Raw genomic sequence first — 19,949 nt, 5'->3', positions numbered from 1 at the left:
GCAACTCGCTAAGAGCCGCAACCGGTCTGACTATTTTTAGTTTTGGCTCCCGTAAAAGCAAAAAAATGCGGGCCCATATCGGCGAAGATAGGGCCCGCCAAGTCACATTTGATAATGAGACACAACAAGCTCTGCACTGCTTCCCACAGCAGCACGGTTTACAGGATTCATTTCACTTAACAGTAAAACCATTTTTACATTAGGCCTTATTAATAATCACCGACTGGATACTGGTGTACTCTTCCAGACCGTAGGTAGAGAATTCAACACCAAAGCCAGACTGCTTTACGCCACCAAATGGCACATTCGGCTGAATCGCAGCATGATTGTTAATCCAAGCCGTTCCCGCTTCTAGCTCCATTGCCAAATCAGTAGCCTTGGCGATATCACTAGACCATACCGATCCACCAAGACCGTTTTCATTGTCATTGGCAAGTTTTAGAACGTCTTCGACACTACTGTATTTGATAATTGGTAAGATCGGGCCGAACGGCTCTTCGTCAACTAGGCGCATGCCGTCTTTAACGTCCGTTACGATGGTCAATGGGTAGAAGTAGCCTGCGCCCTCTTGCACATCACCACCTACCAAGAAATTTGCACCTTGCGCTTTGGCATCTTCAGCCAACTCTACAACTTTATTTAATTGGTCGCGGTTATTTACTGGGCCGTAATCCATTCCCTCTTCTAAGCCATTACCTACTTTTGCAGACTGAGCGATAGCGACAAGCTCCGCAGCCAGCTCATCATGAATACTTTCATGAACATATAAACGCTTTAATGCCGCACAGGTTTGACCGCTATTGGTGAAGGCAGAAGCAAAGATTCTTGGCGCCATAGCTTTTACATCAACGTCAGGCAAAATAATGCCCGCATCGTTACCGCCTAGCTCCAAGGTTAAGCGCTTAAGATTTACCGAAGCACCTTGCATAATTTTTCGACCGGTTGCCGATGAGCCGGTAAAAACAATTTTATTGATATCAGCATGAGTGCTCATGGCCGTGCCAACTTCACCTTCACCGGTTACCACATTCAGTACACCAGCTGGCAACACAGACTGCGCCAATTCAACAAACTTAATGGTCGAAAGCGGCGTGTATGAAGATGGCTTGATTACGACGGTATTACCCGCACGCAAAGCCGGAATCACATGCCAAATCGCAATCAATAATGGCCAGTTCCATGGGGTGATAGAGCCCACCACACCAAGTGGCTTGCGATGAACTTCTGCGCGAATTTCATCATCGTCTTGCAGCACTTCAACGGGCAATTCAAGCTCGGCATTGGAGCGGCACCATACCGCTGCACCACCAACTTCAAAGTAGGCACCTTGACCACCAAAAGCCTGTAGAGGGCGCCCCTGTTCTTGGGTAATCAACTGAGCCAAATCATCGATATTGGCTTCCAACAAATCTGCCAACTGCAAACAAGCTTGTTTACGAGTTTCATTGTCAGTAGCGGCCCAAGCCGGGAAAGCGGCTTTTGCTGCGGCTACAGCCTGATCTAGTTGTTCAACGGATGTATCGGGAGCTTTTGCCAACACCTCTTCGGTGGCCGGGTTAATAACATCGAAGCTTCCTGCTCCCGCTACTTTTTCACCATTTATAATTAAAGAATACTCTGACACGTTCTGTCTCCCGCTGCTGTCTTAATTAGCATTGTGTTTTCAATCATCGCTCTTACTTGGGTTACTGGTTCGCTGCTTAAGTAGCGTTAGTAACCTGAAACCCAGTTAGGCAATATCACCTTATTTTTTTGCGCATAGTCATCCCATAGCGCAATAAGTTCTTTCAATTTTTTGGGGTGCTGTTTCGCCAAATCATGGCGCTCTGCACGATCCTCGGTAACATTAAAAAGCTGCCATTGTTCACGCCCTATCGGCTTTGGCATATGCGTCGCTTTCCAATCTCCAAAGCGTACTACTCGCTTTGCAAATAGCTCGCTGATAAAACTAACCGGGGCCATTTTTTCACCCTGCAAGGCTGGTACAACTGAGCGCCCGGTAATGGGATGAAGTGCTTGTTCGTTATCAGCTTCAGCGCTTCGTTTTATACCTGCCAGCTGCAACAAGGTAGGCACCATATCCTTCACTCGCACTAATTGATCGACTTGCCCAGGCTTTATCTTGCCCGGAAAACTGATCAAAGCAGGCACATGAGAGCCGCCCTCGCTGGCATAACCCTTGTAGCCATGAAAGGCGGGGGCGCCGGCCCAGGCCCACTCCGGACCATAAAGTACGTAGCTGTCTACATCACCCATCGCTGTCATCGCAAAATCATGGTTCTGGCGAATCCAGCGATTCACTTTTGGGAACTGCTGAGGTGGCCAAGTCGCATCTAGGTCATGCCCTTCAGCGCCATTGTCAGACAAAAACAAGACAATGGTATTTTCTAGTTCTTTAGCCTGTTCCAGCGAGTTCAACATGCGCCCAAGATGTCGATCCATTTCGCTAACCATGGCGGCATAGATCTCCATGGATTTAGCGGAACGCCGTTTTTCTTTATCGCTAAGACAGTTCCACCTGCGACTATTCTTCGGCATTTTTGCGGCTTCGCCGTTGATCAAGCCGAGATCTTTTTGTTTTTTAAATCTCGCTTGATGCAGGACTTCGAAACCCTGCTCATAACGCCCTTGGTATTTTTCAATCGCTGATTTAGGGGCTTGTAAGGGCCAATGGGGCGCCGTAAACGCCAAGTAAGCAAAAAAAGGCTTTTCTGTATTATTTTGTTTTCCTTCAGCGATATACTCCATCAGCTGATCGACATAAAACTCTGAGGAATATTTAAAACTCTTAGGCAGTGCGCTTAGCAACTTGCCGTCTTCCCGATATAAAGCCTTTTGCCCTTTCTTGATCGCATAAGCTGGCTTCATATCACCATAGTGACTGGCTCCACCCGGCAAAAGCACAAACGATCGATCGAAGCCATGGCTTTCTGGCCCCTTCCCTTCGCCTTTACCTAAATGCCATTTGCCAGTCATATAGGTGTCGTAACCCGCATTCTTTAAAATACTGGCCACGCTTTCTACGCGTTGATTTAAATAACCTTCATAACCTGGCTGACCACGTTGATTGTCAGCCATTTCTTCTGCCATATTGCCCAAACCCGCTAAATGACTATCTACACCCGTTAACAACATGGCTCGGGTCGGAGAGCAGGTAAAGGCCGTATGAAAATCTTTAAACTGCGCACCTTGAGCGGCAAGGCGATCGATATTGGGCGTTTTAATTTCGCTGCCTAAATATCCCAGATCACCGTAGCCAAGGTCATCGGCTACCACCAATAAAATATTGGGTGGCTGCGAGCTAGCATTGGCATCAAGCAGCAATGCTAGCTGCAAGCATAAAAAAGCACTGCAATAAATTAGCCCCTGCAGCCATAAAGCCCGGCTGTTGTGCTGTTTATTTATGTCGGCTTTTTTATTATTCATCACTTTGGACTCTATCGGCCCCAGCAATGCTGGGGCCCTTTCAACGACTTAAAAGTTGTAGCTGAAAGTCGCACCAAACCAACGTGGCGGCGCATAGAATGAAGTCGCACCTAGAGCACCTAGGTCAAGGTTGTAGATACGATATTCTTCATCAGTGATATTTTTCGCCCATAGCGCTACTTTCCAACTTTCATCGCCTGAGGTGTATGAAACATTTGCGTTCCAAACAGAATAGGCATCTTCAAAAGAAACATCAGAGTTGGTCACTTCGAGGTACTGATCGCCATAAGAGGCGCCATCTAGCTGAATAGCCATATTGCCACCGGCAACATCCCAGTTATAACGACCAAGGAAGTTGGCGCTATAGCCTGGAGCATTTGGCATTTCATTACCTGAAATGGTGCCGCCATTGGCGTCAAAAACGGTATCCACTTCAGAGTCGTTTAAGGCTAGACCAAAGATGAAGTCCCAGTTTTCACCTGGAGTTAGGAACAGCTCAATCTCACCACCCTTAACGGTTGCATCAGAGTTATCTACCTGAGGCGTCAAACCGGTTAGTGCAAAGGCCTGGTAATCTTGATAGTCATAGTAGAACGCCGTGGCATTCAAGCGAGCAAAATCAGCAAACTCAGTTTTGATACCAATCTCGTAGGAGTGCAAGGTTTCTTCTTTGTGCTGGAAGTTAGTGGTGCTTGGTAATACGCCAGCATTCACCGACCAGTTACCACCTTTAATGCCACGGTTATAGCTGGCAAAAACTAAGGTCTCATCAGAGGCGCGCCAATCTAACTGAATACGTGCCGCATAATCGCCGTAATCGATGGTGTTTTGCGGTAAACCACGCACGGTTGAAATCACTTGGCTCGGAGTATTTACATCGCCGTAGCTGTTAACAAAATCGATATCTTTGTCGTCTTGTGACCAACGCAAGCCGGTAATTAAGGTTAGATCTTCACTGATATCAGTTTCTAACTGACCAAACACAGACCAGTTGCGAGAATCTAGATTCACACTGTAATCCGTAGCCGCACCTTCAGGTACAACGATGCTGTCGGGTGCACCCACGCCTGGTGGCGCCCAATCAGCACAACCAAGAACCGTTCCATCTGGCAATACTGGAGGCGCGATAGTGCCGGCAGCACAGCCGCCTACAGCGCCTGGAATACCAGCTGTAATGGCGCGGTTAAATTGCTCCATATCTAGGTAGTAAGCACCTACCTGCCAGCGCTGAGTCTCGCTTTCACCGGATAGACGAAATTCTTGTGAGAACTGCTCGTAGTCAGCAATCGTGGTGAAATTCACTGCGAGAATTGGGAAGCCGTCACCGTCTTCGGTGTAGAACTTTTCCATATCGGTGTAGTTGGTGATGGATACGAATTCCATATTGTCACCAACAGCTTTAGTGACCTTAGCGGTAAAGCTGGTAGCTTCACGATCAAAGTAACCTTCGTACTCTGAATCGTGCTCAAACGGGCGAACCACTGTGCCATCACGAACACCTAAACCCGTAGTTGGATCTACAGCTGGGCCACCTTGGGAATAAACGACATAGCCACCTGTTGGCACATCGTCATCTTTGCTGTATTTCAAGCTAAGATCTACGGTAGTGCCTTCATCAACATCGAATTGCAACTGACCGCGTAAGGCATAGCCATCACGACCGCCTAAGGCTCTAACGCCAGGGATAGTGGATTCAACATAACCATCGCCCTCTTCCCAACGTGCTGAGAAACGGCCGCGAACATTTTCGCTTAGGCTACCACCGACCGCACCTTCGAAAGAGCGGGTGCTGTATTCAGAAACAGATACATCAACATAGCCATTGGTTTCGTCGTCAGAGGCATCGCGGCTTACATAGTGAATTAAGCCACCGGTAGCATTACGGCCAAACAAAGTACCTTGCGGGCCACGCAATACTTCAACACGCTCTACATCGAAAAGCTGACCAGAAATAGCGTTCATAGATCCGATATATACATCATCAGAATAAACCGCTACCGGCGCTTCTAGGTTGTCAGTAAAGTTGTTTTGAGAAACACCACGCAAGTTAAAGGTGGTAATGGTAGGCGACCAAGTATTTACCTGAAGACCAGGAACCTGCTGAGTGATCTCAGTGGTATTGGTCACGCCTAGGGCTTTCATCTGATCGCCACTAAAGGCCGATACCGAAACGCCCACATCTTGCAAATTCTGCTCACGCTTTTGCGCGGTTACCGTAACTTCTTCTAAAACGGCGGCCGATGCATTACCGGCGGCAATGGCAAGCGTCAATAATGACAATGAAAACTGACGCCCTCTACTGGCGGTGCTTAATTTCAACATAGCTTCCTCACAAATCCCAAAGTGTTGTTATGATTTTTGCGAAATCCAGAGGGGACTCAGGCTACAGCTTGAAGACTGGACTCGGCTTTAAAAGACAAAGGCTCACCTATTGTTATCGTTGCTGAGCTCGGTTTGTCGCGGAAAACATCGGGGCTGGCTGTTATGGTTTATGCCCTTTTGCTTACCATGTACAGCAGTTTACGCTTTGACAAGAATCAATTTCTTGCACCAGAGGGAAAAGAAAAATGGAACCTAAGGGAAAAGTTAATTCACTTTTTAACAGAAAAAATTAAAACAACTGTTTTAAAATCAATTTAAGCCTATGATTTTTATAGATTTTCGAGATCAGCTTGAAGATTTGAGAATTGCACAGGCCTGCATTAGAGTCTGTTAATACTAATTCGACCCTAGTAAAAACAAATAAAGCCCTGGCCACGATAGACCAGGGCTTTGGCTCTATACACAGTGCAAGAGCCTATTGGGAGCTTACTTGGCAGACACACCCAATGCTTGCAGGGTTTCGATATTTAGATAACGATCAACCGGCAGATCTTTATCACGCTGGAACTTATTAACCGCTTCCATGGTTTCGCGACCGATCACACCATCAACCTTACCTGGATTGTAACCGCGCTCATCTAGAGCTACCTGAATTTGACGCAAGCGGTCAGTGGTCATATTGGTTTCACAAAGAATGCTTCGCCATTCCATTTGACCTTTTTTCAGCAACTCTTGACGAGAAACGGTTTTCTCAATCGCAGGGATTACATTACGAATTTCTTTGGCCGCTGATACCAGCTTGCGAACTTTCACATCTTTGTAAACAGCTGGAATGGTTTCAGTACGGAATCCAGCCGCTTTAGTTACCACCCGGCGCTTAACAGTTTTGTACTGTGGAGCCTCTTCTGTCAAACAAATTTGCTGACCGGTACGAGATTCCTTGCTCATGGTTTTATCATGAACTTCATGCCATACATAAGAACCATCTTTAGCCAAAACACGCTTTTTAACATCCTTATATTTTGCTGGAATGCTAATACGATTTTCCTGCGCTGCGCTTACCTGACGACGCACTTTTACTGTTTTGTATTCAGCTGGCACTTCAACAGTTTGAGTTGTAGCGGCCGTTTTTAGCACACGACGACTAACCGCTTTATAGGTTGCAGGAACCTCAACCAAACACATAATTTCGCCCGTTGCCGCATCAATGCGCTGAATTGGACCCGTACCTTTTTTCCAAACTGTGTGTGCAGGTTTGTCTAAAACCTGCTCGGATACAGTTTCATAAGTTGCTGGCACAGTAATCAACTTAGTAGTGGCCTCTTTAACCAACACGCGCTCTTCTACCGTTTCAAAAACCGGTTCACTCATCTCGATTTTTTCAGAGGCTTCGCTTACTAGTACTCGCTCTGTCTCGTAGGTGTATTCCGGCGCGATATAGTGCTCATGATAACAACTGTTTACTGGCGCAGTGTCTAGATTGATGCCACCGCGACGAGCGGCCTCTAGAGTGCTCTGATTGGCTTTTGGCGCTGAGCCAGCAAGCTTGGTACGCCACTGACGAACACCATCAGAAACTTTAATCGTTTGCTCTTCAAAACCATACTCAGCTGGAATGGCGATACGCTTTTCACTGGCTTCTTTAACCAATACGCTTTTCACATCCCAGTCGTAAACAGCTGGCTGAATGCTAACTTCTTCAGATGCTTCGCGTGCCACATAGCTTTCAGTAATTGTGCGGTACTGCGGCTCCACCCAAACTCGCGCATAGCACTCGCCTGATTTTGCATTAGGCGGCAATAATGAATCCGTCAAAGCTATTTGAGAATTTTGCGTACCACTGGTACGTGCAGCACTTAACTCAGCGTTAAGATCAGTAATACGCTGCTCACGCTGCTCTAGGCTAAACTGCTGCTCTTTTAAACGCTCTTTAAGCTCAGCGTTTTCCTGACTAAAATCTTGCTGCACTGAGGAGCAGGCCCCTAGCGAAAGCAAGGTAGCGGTTAATGCAAGTTTTTTTGTATACATTTTCTTATTCCCATATCGAATTTTCACCCTGAACACTCATATACCCTTGAGTGTCATTGCGTTCCGTGCAGACCCTTCAAAAACAAATGCTCATTTTCCGTATGAGTATTTTTAGTCCAGCACCAGCCGAGTTGGCGGGCGCAATTATAACGACCCTAAACCTTAATCTAAGCCAAATGGATTGGACCTGCTTAGCCGATCTTTCATCGCGTACAGCAACAAAGTTCAGCTTCGATTCAGTAAAAAAATATCGGGGAAAAACTTTTTAACAATAATTCAGATTTTTCGGAAATTATGTAAAAAAGTTATTTGGGGCATTCGAAATAAATATGGAAATTTATTTTTAAATTATTTTTTGCGAATTAATGGAATTTAACAATATCTTGGTTTCTACGCAGCCTGCATCAGGCACTTAGAGCTTTAACGAAGAGTAGTTTTAAGACAACAATAAGTTCACCATCAACGGCACCATAAAAAACCCGGCTATTTAGCCGGGTTTTGATGTTTTAGCGGATGGAGACCAGTTTAGTCTTGCAATTGATCCCAAACCTCTTGGTCACGCTCATCTGTCCAGATGCGTGGCCAATCAATACCATCAAATTCGTCCCACAAACGCTGAACATCGAAAGGCAAGCAGTGCTCAAAGATTGGCCACATGCCAAACTTAGGCTCTAAATGCTCATGAGTAGCCAAGAAGGCTTCTTTTAAAGTGCCGCCACGCTTATGAACTTCTCCGACTTTTTCGATCATACCATTTAGGAAACCGCGGGTTTGCTCAATTGCCGCATCGACCGCTTCGCGGCCATGAGCCACAGCACCACGACCACCGATCAGTACCTCGGCTTCATAGGCTTTAACTTTATCAAGAGTTTCATTCGCCCAATCAAAGTGGAAGGCATCACCGGTATATAAAGCCGCCGCGGCTTCTACCAAATCGCCGGCAAACAATACTTTTTGTTTTGGCAACCAAGCCACAATGTCGCCTGCGGTATGGCCACGACCACAATATTCCAAGATCAAGCTGCCGCGATCTCCCCCCAAAGGGATTTCCATACGATCGTTAAACACCAAATCAGGATGAGTTAAACCTGGAATATCGTCAGGTTCGCGGAACAATCGAGGCATGCGGCCGTATTCACTGGCCCAATCCTGCATACCACGCTCTTCGATCAAGAACTTGGTCTTTTCATGGGCGATGATAGATTCTGCACCGTAAGCACTTGCACCCAAAACACGTACAGCGTGATAGTGTGAAAGCACCAAGTACTTAACCGGCTTTTGAGTATGCTCGCGCAGTTGCTCCAGCCAATCGTTGGCAGCTTTAGGAGTCGCACGGGCTTCAAAGGCAATAATAAAATCTTCAGCTTCAAATGCGCCTACATTGGGATCCCCCTCAGCAGTCAGGGCATAGACGCCTTCAGCTAGTACTTCGAGGGTTTCTTGTTTGTCGCCTAGGTCGGCGGATGAGGCAAAGGGTTTTTTAGCCATGGCTGCACCTTACGATTGTCGTTTTATCTGTTATCACTGCTAGATTGTCCATGGCAAAAACCATAGACAAGAGATCTGATCAGGCCGTCAACTCAGCGCAACAGCCTTACTCAAGCCCTGCAAGATAACACAACTAGTTTCAATAACAACCAATAATTATCCATTAAGCCAGCTTTCAACCATCAAAGCCTTGATAACATCATCATTCAGAGATATATTCGTCTCAATTGAAACAATTGATGAAAATCAATCAATTCCCTGTAAATATCTTATAAAGAGACAGGGCTTGGTGGTATCTCCTTGCACAATAAGGGCAGATTGCCCGCAGACAGTGGCCGAGAAAATGCAGAAAACCTATAGCAATCCGATATATCCATACCGCAAAAGCGCAGATCAAGAGGCGCAGCAGCCAGTACACCACCCCGTCATCATTATTGGTGCAGGACCCTGCGGTATGGCCGCCGCTTTAGATTTGGCCAAGCAAGGCCAAGCATCCATCATCCTTGATGACAACAACACGGTAAGCGTGGGCTCTCGAGCCATATGCTTCTCAAAGCGAACACTGGAGATCATGGATCGCTATGGCTGCGCCCAGCCAATGGTTGAAAAAGGCGTCACTTGGCAGAAAGGCAAGGTGTTCTTTAAACAAGAGAAAGTTTATGAATTCGATTTACTGCCCGAGAGCGGCCATAAGCTGCCGGCCTTTATCAATCTGCAGCAGTATTACTTTGAAGAGTATATGGTTAATCAAATAGCCAAAGAGCCTTTGATTGATCTACGCTGGATGCACAAGCTGGTAGAACTGGATAGCAGCTCTGAAGACAATCAGCTCAAAGTAGAAACTGAAGAGGGAGTGTATGCATTAAGCTGTGACTATCTATTGGTCGCTGACGGCGCCAACTCAAAGATTCGCACTGAGCTTGGCCTAGAAAGCAAAGGCCAAGTGTTCCAGGATCGCTTTTTAATTGCTGATGTTGTCATGAAAGCCGACTTTCCCACCGAGCGTTGGTTTTGGTTCGACCCAGAGTTTCACCCCAACCAGTCTGTACTGTTACACAAACAAGCTGACGATGTGTGGCGTATTGATTTTCAGCTGGGCTGGGATGCCGACCCAGAAGAGGAAAAGCAGGAAGCCAAGATCCGCCCGCGCATCGAAGCCATGCTGGGTAAGGACGTGGAGTTCGAGCTCGAATGGGCCAGCGTGTATACCTTCCAATGCCGCAAAATGGACGATTTTATTCATAATCGCGTGATCTTTATGGGCGACGCTGCGCACCAGGTATCACCTTTTGGCGCCCGCGGCGCCAATGGCGGTGTCCAAAGTGTTGAAAACCTATCCTGGAAACTAGCTCGCGTACTCAAGGGGCAAGCGCCGGCCACTTTAATCGAAAGTTATAATGAAGAGCGTCAACATGGCGCCGCCGAGAACATCTTAAACTCGACCCGCGCTACCGACTTTATCACCCCCAAAAATGATATCTCGCGAGTCTTTCGAGATGAGACATTGCGCCTTGCGAAGCATTATCCCTTCGCACGCAGCTTAGTGAATAGCGGCCGCTTGTCCATGCCTTGCGACTATCAGCATTCCAGCTTGATCACTAAAAGCTCTGCTTTAAATACCGGCTTCGATGCGGGTATCGCTCCAGGCTTTGTTTGTCTTGACGCCCCAATTCGTATCAATGGCAAAGACAGCTGGCTGCTGGAGCAACTGGGTAATCGCTTTGTCTTGCTGTACAACGGCGAAGGGATCGATAACGATGAGCTTAAAGCCTTGGCAGCCATCAGCGATGATTTAGTATTGCTTGATAGCCGCGAGCTTGAAGATAAAGAGGGTATGCTTGCAGAACGCTATTGTATAAGTGGCGGACAAGGCTATCTTATTCGTCCTGATCAATATGTTGCTGCCAAGTTCAAGCAATTGAACCGCGAGCAAGTCAATAACGCCTTACAGCGCGCTTTAGGATATCAAAGCGCCCAAGAAAATCCTTAAAGGCTTAAGTGGAGAATTTAAGTGGAGAATACAGCATGAGTAAATTAATCACCGAAAACCACTTCAGCGATGCCGATGCATTTTATGCCGCGCTAACCGATGTTCACCGGGAATTAAGCACTGCAGACAGTGAACGGCTAAATGCCAGACTGATTTTGCTGTTAGCTAATCACATTGGCGATAAGCAGGTTTTACTGGAAGCTTTAGATATTGCCGCCCAGCTTGAACAATAATTTCAACCGGAACTGCCACAATGAGTCAGACTACCAGCCAAACACCAAGTAAGCTTGAAGATTTACAGTACCTCCATGGTTTCGGTAATGAACACGAAAGCGAAGCCCTTGCTGGCGCCCTCCCCCAAGGACAATTTAGCCCACAAAAGGTCGCCTATGGTTTATACGCCGAGCAATTTAGCAGCACGGCATTCACCGCGCCAAGAGCTCACAATCGTCGCACTTGGATGTATCGCATTCGACCATCTGTAGTCCAAGGTGAATATCAGGCCTTAGCTTGTAAAGCCCAAGATTGGGTGCGCACAGCCCCCATAGATGAGGTTGTTACACCACCGAGCATGATGCGCTGGGACGCACCAGCAATGCCCTCTGACGCTACCGATTTTATCGATAGCTGGGTGACCATGGCCGCCAACGGCAGCGCCGCTGGCCAAAGTGGCGTCGCTGTTCATACCTTTTGCGCTAACCAAGATATGGCTGGCCGCTTTTTTTGCAATGCCGATGGTGAACTGCTGATCGTGCCTCAACAAGGCTCTTTATTGCTGTTTACCGAATGCGGAAAACTCCATGTTCCCAGCGGCTATATCGCCGTTATCCCAAGAGGCATGAAGTTTAAAGTTGAGCTACCAGAGGGCCAAGCGCGCGGATACATCTGCGAAAACTATGGCTCGCTATTGGAGCTGCCAGAGCGTGGCCCAGTCGGCGCCAATGGCTATGCCAACGACCGCGACTTCCAATACCCCACTGCGGCCTTCGAAGATATTGAGGGTAATTTCGAGCTAGTGACCAAATACGGCGGCCACTATTACCGCTGTGATATATCTCACTCGCCACTTGATGTTGTCGCTTGGGTCGGAACAAGCGCCCCCTGTCGCTATGAGTTGGCCCGCTTTAATGTCATGAATACGGTCAGCTTCGATCACCCCGATCCGTCAATTTTCACAGTGCTGACTTCAGCATCAGGCGCGCCTGGCGTGGCAAACTTGGATTTTGTTATCTTCCCACCGCGCTGGATGGTGGCCGAAGATACCTTCCGCCCACCTTGGTATCACCGCAATGTAATGAGTGAGTTTATGGGCCTCATTGAAGGCGTCTACGATGCCAAAGAGGACGGTTTCACCCCAGGCGGCTGTAGCTTGCATAACAGTATGTCGCCCCATGGGCCAGAAGCGGCGGTATTTGAAAAGGCCAGTACAGCAGAGCTGGAACCGGTACGCTACAAAGACACCATGGCCTTTATGTTTGAATCTCGCTACGCCTTCAATGTCAGCAAGTTTGCCCTCGAAGGCCCGCTACGCCAACACAAATATCCAGACTGTTGGAAGAGCCTGAAAAAGTTTTACAATGGTGGCATCGACGCTGGTATCAAATAGACCAGCGCTACATTTTTTATTGCGCTAGAAGCCCTAGTTTTTAGAAATTCTAGTTTTAGCTACAAATAATCAACGGCCATCGCCAGATGGCCTAACTGCGGACACGATGACTATGTCTAATCTGAACGAAACCCATGACCCAAGCCTAAGCAGCTGGGTTATCAGCGCCAACAACGGCAAGAGCGACTTCCCAATCCAGAACTTACCTTTTGCGAGCTTTCGCCGTAAAAATAGCGATGAGAGCTTTCGTGGCGGTGTCGCCATTGGGGATCAAATTGTTGATCTAAAAGCCGCCGCCAAAAGCGGTATCTTTTCCAGCCAAGCACAAGCTGAGATTGAAGCGGCTGCAAAAGAAAAACTGAATGATTTTATGGCTATGGGCCAGGAATCTTGGAGCCGCTTGCGTGCCGCACTGTCGGCCGCATTACGCACTGGCTCAGCAATGGAAGCCACTCTGAAAAGTTGCCTAGTGGATCAGTCTGAAGCGGAATATGGTATGCCTTGTGTCGTAGGCGATTACACCGACTTCTACGCCTCTATTCATCACGCTACCAATATTGGTGCCCTATTCCGCCCAGACAACCCGCTACTGCCGAACTACAAGTGGATTCCAATTGGCTACCATGGACGCTCTTCATCTATCGATGTATCTGGTCAGAGCTTTCCACGCCCTGTTGGTCAAACCAAGGCGCCTGATGCGGCCGAGCCCAGCGTAGGGCCATGTAAGCGCATGGACTTTGAGTTGGAGATGGGTGTTTTTATTGGTAGCGCCAATGAATTAGGCGACCCGGTATCTATTGAAAACGCCGAAGATCATATTTTTGGTATGTGTCTGTTTAACGATTGGTCGGCCCGTGACATTCAAGCGTGGGAATACCAACCGCTAGGGCCGTTTCTAGCGAAAAACTTTGCCTCTACCATTTCTCCTTGGATTGTTACCACCGAAGCACTGGCACCATTCCGTGCCAGCTACAGTCACCCTGCAGAAGATCCACAACCACTTCCTTACCTAGAAAGCGATGCCAATAACAGCAGCGGTGGCGTTGATGTGGAACTGGACGTTTTAATTCAAACTGAAAAAATGCGCGCGGCCGGTGAAGAAGCCGTTAGCCTAGCCACCTCGAATTTTAAGTACAGCTACTGGACAATGGCGCAAATGGTTGCTCACCACACAGTGAATGGCTGTAATATGCAGCCTGGCGATCTATTAGGTACCGGCACTTTGTCTGGCCCGTCAGCTGAGCAGGCCTGTGCCATGATCGAGCTTACTACCGCCGGTAAAAACCCAGTTAGCTTACCGAATGGCGAGCAACGCGCCTTCTTAGAAGATGGTGACTGCATTGTAATTCGCGGCTTCTGTGCTCGTGATGGACATGTACGCATCGGTTTCGGCGAAGCGGCCGGTACGGTATTGCCTGCAAAGGTATAAACCGCTCATTGGCTGAGCTGCATTATGTTTAGCGTTCATCTTGCTAAGCTCGGCCATTTTCTTTCCTGTCTAAATACTTCAGGTCTAGCATGGAATTATTCAGTTATTTTCGCTCTTCGGCAGCTTATCGTTTACGTATCGCCTTTAATCTTAAAGGCATCGAACACAACATCAAGCCAGTTAATTTACTCAAAGCCGAACATAAATCCGAAGCTTACTTAGCCATTAATCCACAAGGCCTAGTGCCCGCATTAAAGCTTGCTGATGGTAGAGTATTAACTCAATCGACGGCCATACTGGAATACCTTGAAAGCACTCAAGCCAGCACCCCCTTGTTGCCCAGTGATCCCTTTGACGCTGCCATAGTGCGCAGTTGGGTGAATCAAATTGCTTGTGATATTCACCCAGTAAATAATCTTCGCATACTGAAATACTTAAGTGGCGAGCTCGGCGTTGAGGAAGAAAGCAAAAACAACTGGTACAAGCACTGGATTGAGCTTGGCTTTACCGCCCTTGAAAAACAAATCTCAGAAGGCCCCTTTTGCTTTGGAGATACCGTAAGCCTAGCCGATGTATACCTAGTCCCTCAGGTATACAACGCTAAGCGTTTTAATGTTGATATGTCTCAGTTTCCAAAGATAAGCGCCATTTATGATCACTGTAATAGCTTGGATGCATTTATTCAGGCCATGCCAGAAAATCAAATTGACGCACCTTAGAGCAATAATATCTGTCGGTTCAATTTGACGCACTAGGCTCGCTTAAGGCCAGTATTACAACTGGCCTTAATTTTATCCTTGAGATCAAGCCCACGCATTTGCAATTGATAGCTCTCTTGAAGACTTTTTAACTTTTTCCAGGCCTTACAGGCTTGCACCAGATCTCCGTTTATCTCGGCGCTTTCGCCCAACAAGAGCCAAGCATCCTTATCCTGCCGATTACGAATATTAATCTGTGCTATCTCGTAGGCCCGTTGCTGCATTCCTTGTTCAAGCAGATATTGGGCACCATGATCGGCAAAAGCTCCAAGATGATTTTCCAACATGCGATTAAAGCCCTGAAGCCCTAACTCTTTATTTAACTTCGCAGCTTTATGTTTTCCCAACTTCTGCTGCACCTCCGCCAACTGCGCAATAAACAAAGGGTGATCACTCACCTTGGTGACAGCCAGATAAAGACTTTCCGCCTCCGCTAGATTACCCAGCAGAAACTCGGTTTCCGCTAAATGTTCAGCCGCCAAGGTATAACTGGGAAAGCGTAAATAGGCGCGACGAAAAACTGTATTGGCACTAGGAATATCATCAGCCTCTAAAAAGGCAATGCCCACCTGTGTTTGCAGCCAAGATAAGACAAAGGGGTTTACATCTTGATAGCGATACTCAGCCAGCTGAAAGCACTCAATAGCTTCTTTAAAACGCCCAAGCATTAACAAACGCTCTGCAATATTACTTAACTCAAAACTGTCTTGCACATCGGCGCTCAAACAATTGGGTAAGGTTTTAAGGTCGCTATAATCCCCTTGCGCATGTGCAATCAGCAAAGATAGATCAAGGGGTAATGCCTCCTGCCCGAACAGAGCTTGCGCCTCAGTAAAACGGTGGTTCATTGAAGCCTGTTTGGCTAACAAATGTTTGAATTGAACTGAGGCCTGCTTCTTAGCCCCCAACATCTTTTTCATTCGCTTTGCGAGCCTATCACTGCTAAGCAAATCACGGCTATGCTGAAACAATTGATACCTTAGAAGATAGTTGGCCAATAAACGCTGGCCAAGCGCTAAACTAGGCTTGCTACGCCATAGGGCTTCATCGTTTGCAATGCTAATTTGCAAATGTGCGATATAGATATTGGAATCAGTACTGGCACGATGATCAATATCTTGCGGCCAAGTCTTGCCAATCCAGTTGGCCGCCGTAGATACCTGCTTCTCAAATGATGCCGAAAATGTTGGGCTCGCAATGAACCCAAGCGTTAACAACCCAAAACTCAGAATGAATCTACGACTAAAGCAATGAGTGGAAAAAAATGCCATGCTTCCAAATTGCATGAACACCTCCTTATAAAATTCTCAGATTTAGCAATTAATTTGGTTCAGCTAAGAAAGGAAAATCGTCAAGGAAGGTGCTGTCATTGGCCACACCATCACCAGCGCCCGGAGCAACCACCGCCGACAAGGTATCATCGATAACATCCCTTGCGAGAGTTCTACCACCACATTTACCGGCTACCGAAAGCTCAACCGCCAAGTACTCATCACAGGCGGGCTCACGGGTATCAATCAAAAGCACATCATCCGCCAAAACAGAGGCTAAGCTGGCCGCTGGTAATAATGCGTTAGTGGTACCATCGAGGCTATCAAGAAGCTCTAAGTGAGATCTAATTTCGGCTTCAAACTGCTCTGACCACTTGCTAGGATCTGCGGCCGCATTGTAAGCATCTTTGGTGCCCTGCGCGCCGGTAATATCGATCAAGGCTGTCGCAATTGCGGGTCGTCCTACACGATCCACCTGCCCTAAGCTCTTATGGCCGCAAGGCAATCCCTGCACTGAAGTTAAACGCTGTACCCCAAGAGAAGTTGAGGCAAGAAAGCTCGCATCTGCCGTTTCGAAGTCAACACTCGCGTTATTGCAATCACTGAAGGTAAACAGCAACTCACCAGCTGCAATTCGATTGACATCTTCGGTATTAAATTTTGGCGGAAAGCGTCCACCACTTAAACGCTGCACTGGAATTCTTGCTGTTAAGCCATCCACCGGCCCTTCGCCAGTCAACCAGATGGGATTGCCATCGTCATCAAAAACAAACCAATTGGCTGACACCTGTGTCTGATCATCGGCATTTTTCTGACTAATCACTTGAAACTGAAAGCCGTGGCCGGATTGATCGACATTATAAAAAGAGCCACTGGTACTGCCATTAAGTACAGCACCAGATTTTCGATTCGTTGATGCATAAACCCTTAAGACAGGCTCACTTCCCGCCTTGGTTAAATCTGAAGATCTTATTCCAATGACCAAGGCCAAAACATTTTGACCTGCAAAGGAATTTACACCTTCAGTTTTGAATTGCGGGCTTAAAGTTGCCACGGTTTCGGCAAAGGCTCCACCATCAAAATAGAAAGGGTCATCCCTCAAGCCAGCATAAACACGAAAAGAGCCGCCTTCGACGGTAGAATTCAGTGCCCCTGTTACTGGGCTATTATCGCCGAATGCACAGCTAAATTCGTCAGCCTCTTCGAAGCTACAACTGAGCACACTATAATCTCCCGGGTTATCTGTGGTGCTAATATGAAAGCGGTAATCAACCGCATCAGAAAACTGCGTACTGGCATTGGCATTAGGAGCAACGGTTGCCACCATAATAAGTTCATCAGCATTATTTGGGTTGATAAAGGCGTATAAATCATTTAAATCAGCCAAACTATCGACCCTAACTTGGGGGGCTTCTCCATGATCGGCTGCTCGGATATCGAATGCGAGTATAGCGAGTAAACATAGAAGGTATTTCATGGTAACTCCTGAATAGTTTCCCTGGAGTAATCGGGCTCTGAGCGCGCCCGGATAGCTACTGCATAGCGAACAAGTTATGGATTGTTATAGATATTGATGATGTGATTCGATTACCGTGGCTTACATCAAAGCCCAAGCGACGTAAACTGTTTCACAATATCTATAGTATTGTCGTTTCTATGCTCTTTCGCTTCTGCTAGCATTAAAAGTAAATACTAAGAATCTAGGCGACAATGAAAATACTCAGGAAAAAAATTGTAAAAAAGGCGTATCAGCGAGCGAAAAGAACAAATCGACAAAACTATAGTCATCTTTTTCAGGAGGCTCCGCCATCACCTAATCTGAGTAGTCAGTGGCGCCCATCTAAGCTTTCCGCTGCGTTCGCCTCACTAGTTTTAGCAGTTTCACTATTAGCGGCTTGTGGGCAAAAAATAGAAAAAACCGAAGCATTGACAGCATTGGAAATCTCCTCTGGTGAAATTATTGGTAACTACAATCTATTGGGGGGCCGGCAATGGCGTGGCATCCCCTACGCCGAACCACCCGTAGGAAATCTACGCTGGCGAGCTCCACAAAAAGTTAAATCCTGGGATGAGGCACGTATTACGCAACAACATGGCCCAGCCTGCACCCAGACAACAAGCGGAACGGTCAGCGCTAGCGCTGGCGCAAATGGTTTAATTGGTCAAGAAGACTGCCTTTACCTCAATGTTTATAGTCCGAAGGACGCCGAGAATTTAGCCGTTATGGTCTGGGTTCATGGTGGCAGCAATACCCATGGCTCGGCTGATATCTATGACGGCTCTCGCCTGGCGGTAGAGAATAACGTCATTGTTGTCACCCTTAATTATCGCTTAGGCGCTTTAGGGTGGATTAGGCACCCAGCGCTTACAAACGACGAGGAGCTACTCAGCGACAGCGGCAACTTCGGTACATTGGATATTTTGGCAAGCCTGCAGTGGGTTCAAGCTAATATTCAAGCTTTTGGAGGAGATCCAAATCGAGTTACTCTATTTGGTGAATCCGCAGGTGGTTTTAATACCTTGAGCCTCATGCTCTCGCCGCTCGCAAAGAATCTATTTCATCGTGCAATCGTACAAAGTGGTGGCTTGTGGTTTGATGACATTACTACGGCCACCGCTTACCCAGAGGATGGCGGCAGTGACTATAGTGCATTGGAAATTGAGCGCCAGTTACGTATGCTCAATGGCTGGAGCTTAGGCGCCAAAGCGACACGAAGTTTAATTGAGCAAGAAAAGAAAGCCGCTCGCGCGGAGTTTTTACGTGAGGTTCGCGTTGAAGATATTTTTACAGCCTACAATTATTTGAACGATAGCAAACCCGATGTCCCAAGGGTATTTAGAGATGGCACCGTAATTAGTAGCGCAGACCCCATAGCAGAACTTACTGATGCCAGTCGACATAATAATGTACCGCTCATCATCGGCAGCAATCGAGATGAGCTAAAGCTCTACTACTATCAAGACCCTAAATATGTCGACCTGTACTTTAATCGCTACGCCATCATCAAGAATCCCCCCTATTACAATGCTAGAGCTCAATATCACTCGGAACGCTGGAAATACCAAGGGGTTGACCGTATTGCCGAAGCGCTCAGCAAAGCCGACGGTAAAAAGGTTTGGGCCTATCGCTTCGACTGGGACGAACAAGCACGTCCTCTGGGCATGAAGCTTGATCAATTACTGGGAGCTTCCCACGGCATGGAGATTCCATTTGTTTTTGGTTTTACCGATAGCGGCGGTCTATTCGACCCAATGATCAATCGACAAAACGCAGCGGGACGCGAACAGCTTTCAAAAATGATGCGGGGCTACTGGGCGCACTTTGCAAAAACAGGAACGCCGAATCATCTACAGCAGAGCAAATGGCTTTCCTGGGCCGAACAAAAAGAGTTAAAGCAATACGCCCTATTTGATACCAACGATTTAGTGCACAGTTCGCAAACGGTTATCCCTGAGAGCTTCTATCAAAGAATCATTGAGGACTCTCGCTTCAACAGTGACCAACAGCGCTGCGAAGTATGGGCTTCGCTGATCAACGAAGCCCCCAAACTCTGGCCCAAGAGTGCTTACAATCAAACTGACCGACTGGATTGCAGTTCATATCCTTTCGAGAACTTCTACCCCTAAAGCT

The 19,949-nt window shown here is 47.2% G+C and carries 13 protein-coding genes; 6 read left to right on the top strand and 7 right to left on the bottom strand.

The features are described from left to right. Positions 1–199: 199 nt before the first annotated feature. The 5 genes from Q1A08_RS09035 to Q1A08_RS09015 all read right to left on the bottom strand — a co-directional run bounded on the left by Q1A08_RS09035 (position 200) and on the right by Q1A08_RS09015 (position 9,264). Positions 200–1,624, bottom strand: a complete 1,425-nt coding sequence (locus tag Q1A08_RS09035; RefSeq protein ID WP_299772040.1) for an aldehyde dehydrogenase family protein — start codon at positions 1,622–1,624, stop codon at positions 200–202. Between the two features lie 86 nt (positions 1,625–1,710). Continuing rightward, on the bottom strand, positions 1,711–3,426 hold the full coding sequence (locus tag Q1A08_RS09030; RefSeq protein WP_299772038.1) for an arylsulfatase: 1,716 nt from the start codon (positions 3,424–3,426) through the stop codon (positions 1,711–1,713). Positions 3,427–3,474: 48 nt separating this feature from the next. Continuing rightward, on the bottom strand, positions 3,475–5,748 hold the full coding sequence (locus tag Q1A08_RS09025; RefSeq protein ID WP_299772036.1) for a TonB-dependent receptor: 2,274 nt from the start codon (positions 5,746–5,748) through the stop codon (positions 3,475–3,477). Between the two features lie 486 nt (positions 5,749–6,234). Further along, a complete protein-coding gene (locus Q1A08_RS09020) occupies positions 6,235–7,776 on the bottom strand; it encodes a peptidoglycan-binding domain-containing protein (RefSeq protein WP_299772034.1) in 1,542 nt (513 codons plus the stop codon). Positions 7,777–8,301: 525 nt separating this feature from the next. Further along, entirely contained in the window at positions 8,302–9,264 is a 963-nt protein-coding gene (locus Q1A08_RS09015) for an MBL fold metallo-hydrolase (protein WP_299772032.1), read from the bottom strand. Between the two features lie 343 nt (positions 9,265–9,607). On the opposite strand from Q1A08_RS09015, the gene Q1A08_RS09010 reads away from it, so the two are divergent. The 5 genes from Q1A08_RS09010 to maiA all read left to right on the top strand — a co-directional run bounded on the left by Q1A08_RS09010 (position 9,608) and on the right by maiA (position 15,008). After that, positions 9,608–11,254, top strand: a complete 1,647-nt coding sequence (locus Q1A08_RS09010) for an FAD-dependent oxidoreductase (protein WP_299772030.1) — start codon at positions 9,608–9,610, stop codon at positions 11,252–11,254. A 35-nt stretch (positions 11,255–11,289) separates the two neighbouring features. Next, the gene (locus Q1A08_RS09005; RefSeq protein ID WP_299772028.1) at positions 11,290–11,487 is read left to right on the top strand and encodes a DUF2783 domain-containing protein; all 198 of its coding nucleotides are present in this window, start codon (positions 11,290–11,292) and stop codon (positions 11,485–11,487) included. Between the two features lie 20 nt (positions 11,488–11,507). Then, positions 11,508–12,860 carry a homogentisate 1,2-dioxygenase gene (hmgA, locus tag Q1A08_RS09000; RefSeq protein WP_299772026.1) on the top strand — a complete coding sequence of 451 codons (1,353 nt, stop codon included), beginning with the start codon at positions 11,508–11,510 and terminating at the stop codon, positions 12,858–12,860. Between the two features lie 112 nt (positions 12,861–12,972). Continuing rightward, entirely contained in the window at positions 12,973–14,289 is a 1,317-nt protein-coding gene (fahA, locus tag Q1A08_RS08995; protein WP_299772024.1) for a fumarylacetoacetase, read from the top strand. A gap of 89 nt (positions 14,290–14,378) precedes the next feature. After that, on the top strand, positions 14,379–15,008 hold the full coding sequence (gene maiA, locus Q1A08_RS08990; protein WP_299772022.1) for a maleylacetoacetate isomerase: 630 nt from the start codon (positions 14,379–14,381) through the stop codon (positions 15,006–15,008). A 32-nt stretch (positions 15,009–15,040) separates the two neighbouring features. Here the strand turns inward: maiA and Q1A08_RS08985 are convergent, their stop codons facing one another. Both Q1A08_RS08985 and Q1A08_RS08980 read right to left on the bottom strand, forming a co-directional pair. After that, the gene (locus Q1A08_RS08985; RefSeq protein ID WP_299772020.1) at positions 15,041–16,333 is read right to left on the bottom strand and encodes a tetratricopeptide repeat protein; all 1,293 of its coding nucleotides are present in this window, start codon (positions 16,331–16,333) and stop codon (positions 15,041–15,043) included. A 34-nt stretch (positions 16,334–16,367) separates the two neighbouring features. Then, positions 16,368–17,795 (bottom strand): DUF4331 family protein, encoded by a 1,428-nt coding sequence (locus tag Q1A08_RS08980; protein ID WP_299772019.1) that lies wholly within the window; start codon positions 17,793–17,795, stop codon positions 16,368–16,370. A 449-nt stretch (positions 17,796–18,244) separates the two neighbouring features. Here Q1A08_RS08980 and Q1A08_RS08975 point away from each other — a divergent pair, with 449 nt between their 5' ends. Then, positions 18,245–19,945 carry a carboxylesterase family protein gene (locus Q1A08_RS08975; protein ID WP_299772017.1) on the top strand — a complete coding sequence of 567 codons (1,701 nt, stop codon included), beginning with the start codon at positions 18,245–18,247 and terminating at the stop codon, positions 19,943–19,945. Positions 19,946–19,949: the final 4 nt, after the last annotated feature.

The organism is uncultured Pseudoteredinibacter sp. (assembly GCF_947500695.1).
GTDB lineage: Bacteria > Pseudomonadota > Gammaproteobacteria > Pseudomonadales > Cellvibrionaceae > Pseudoteredinibacter.
Note: the sequence above shows the minus strand (reverse complement) of the source record. Positions and strands in the feature narration are given on the sequence as shown.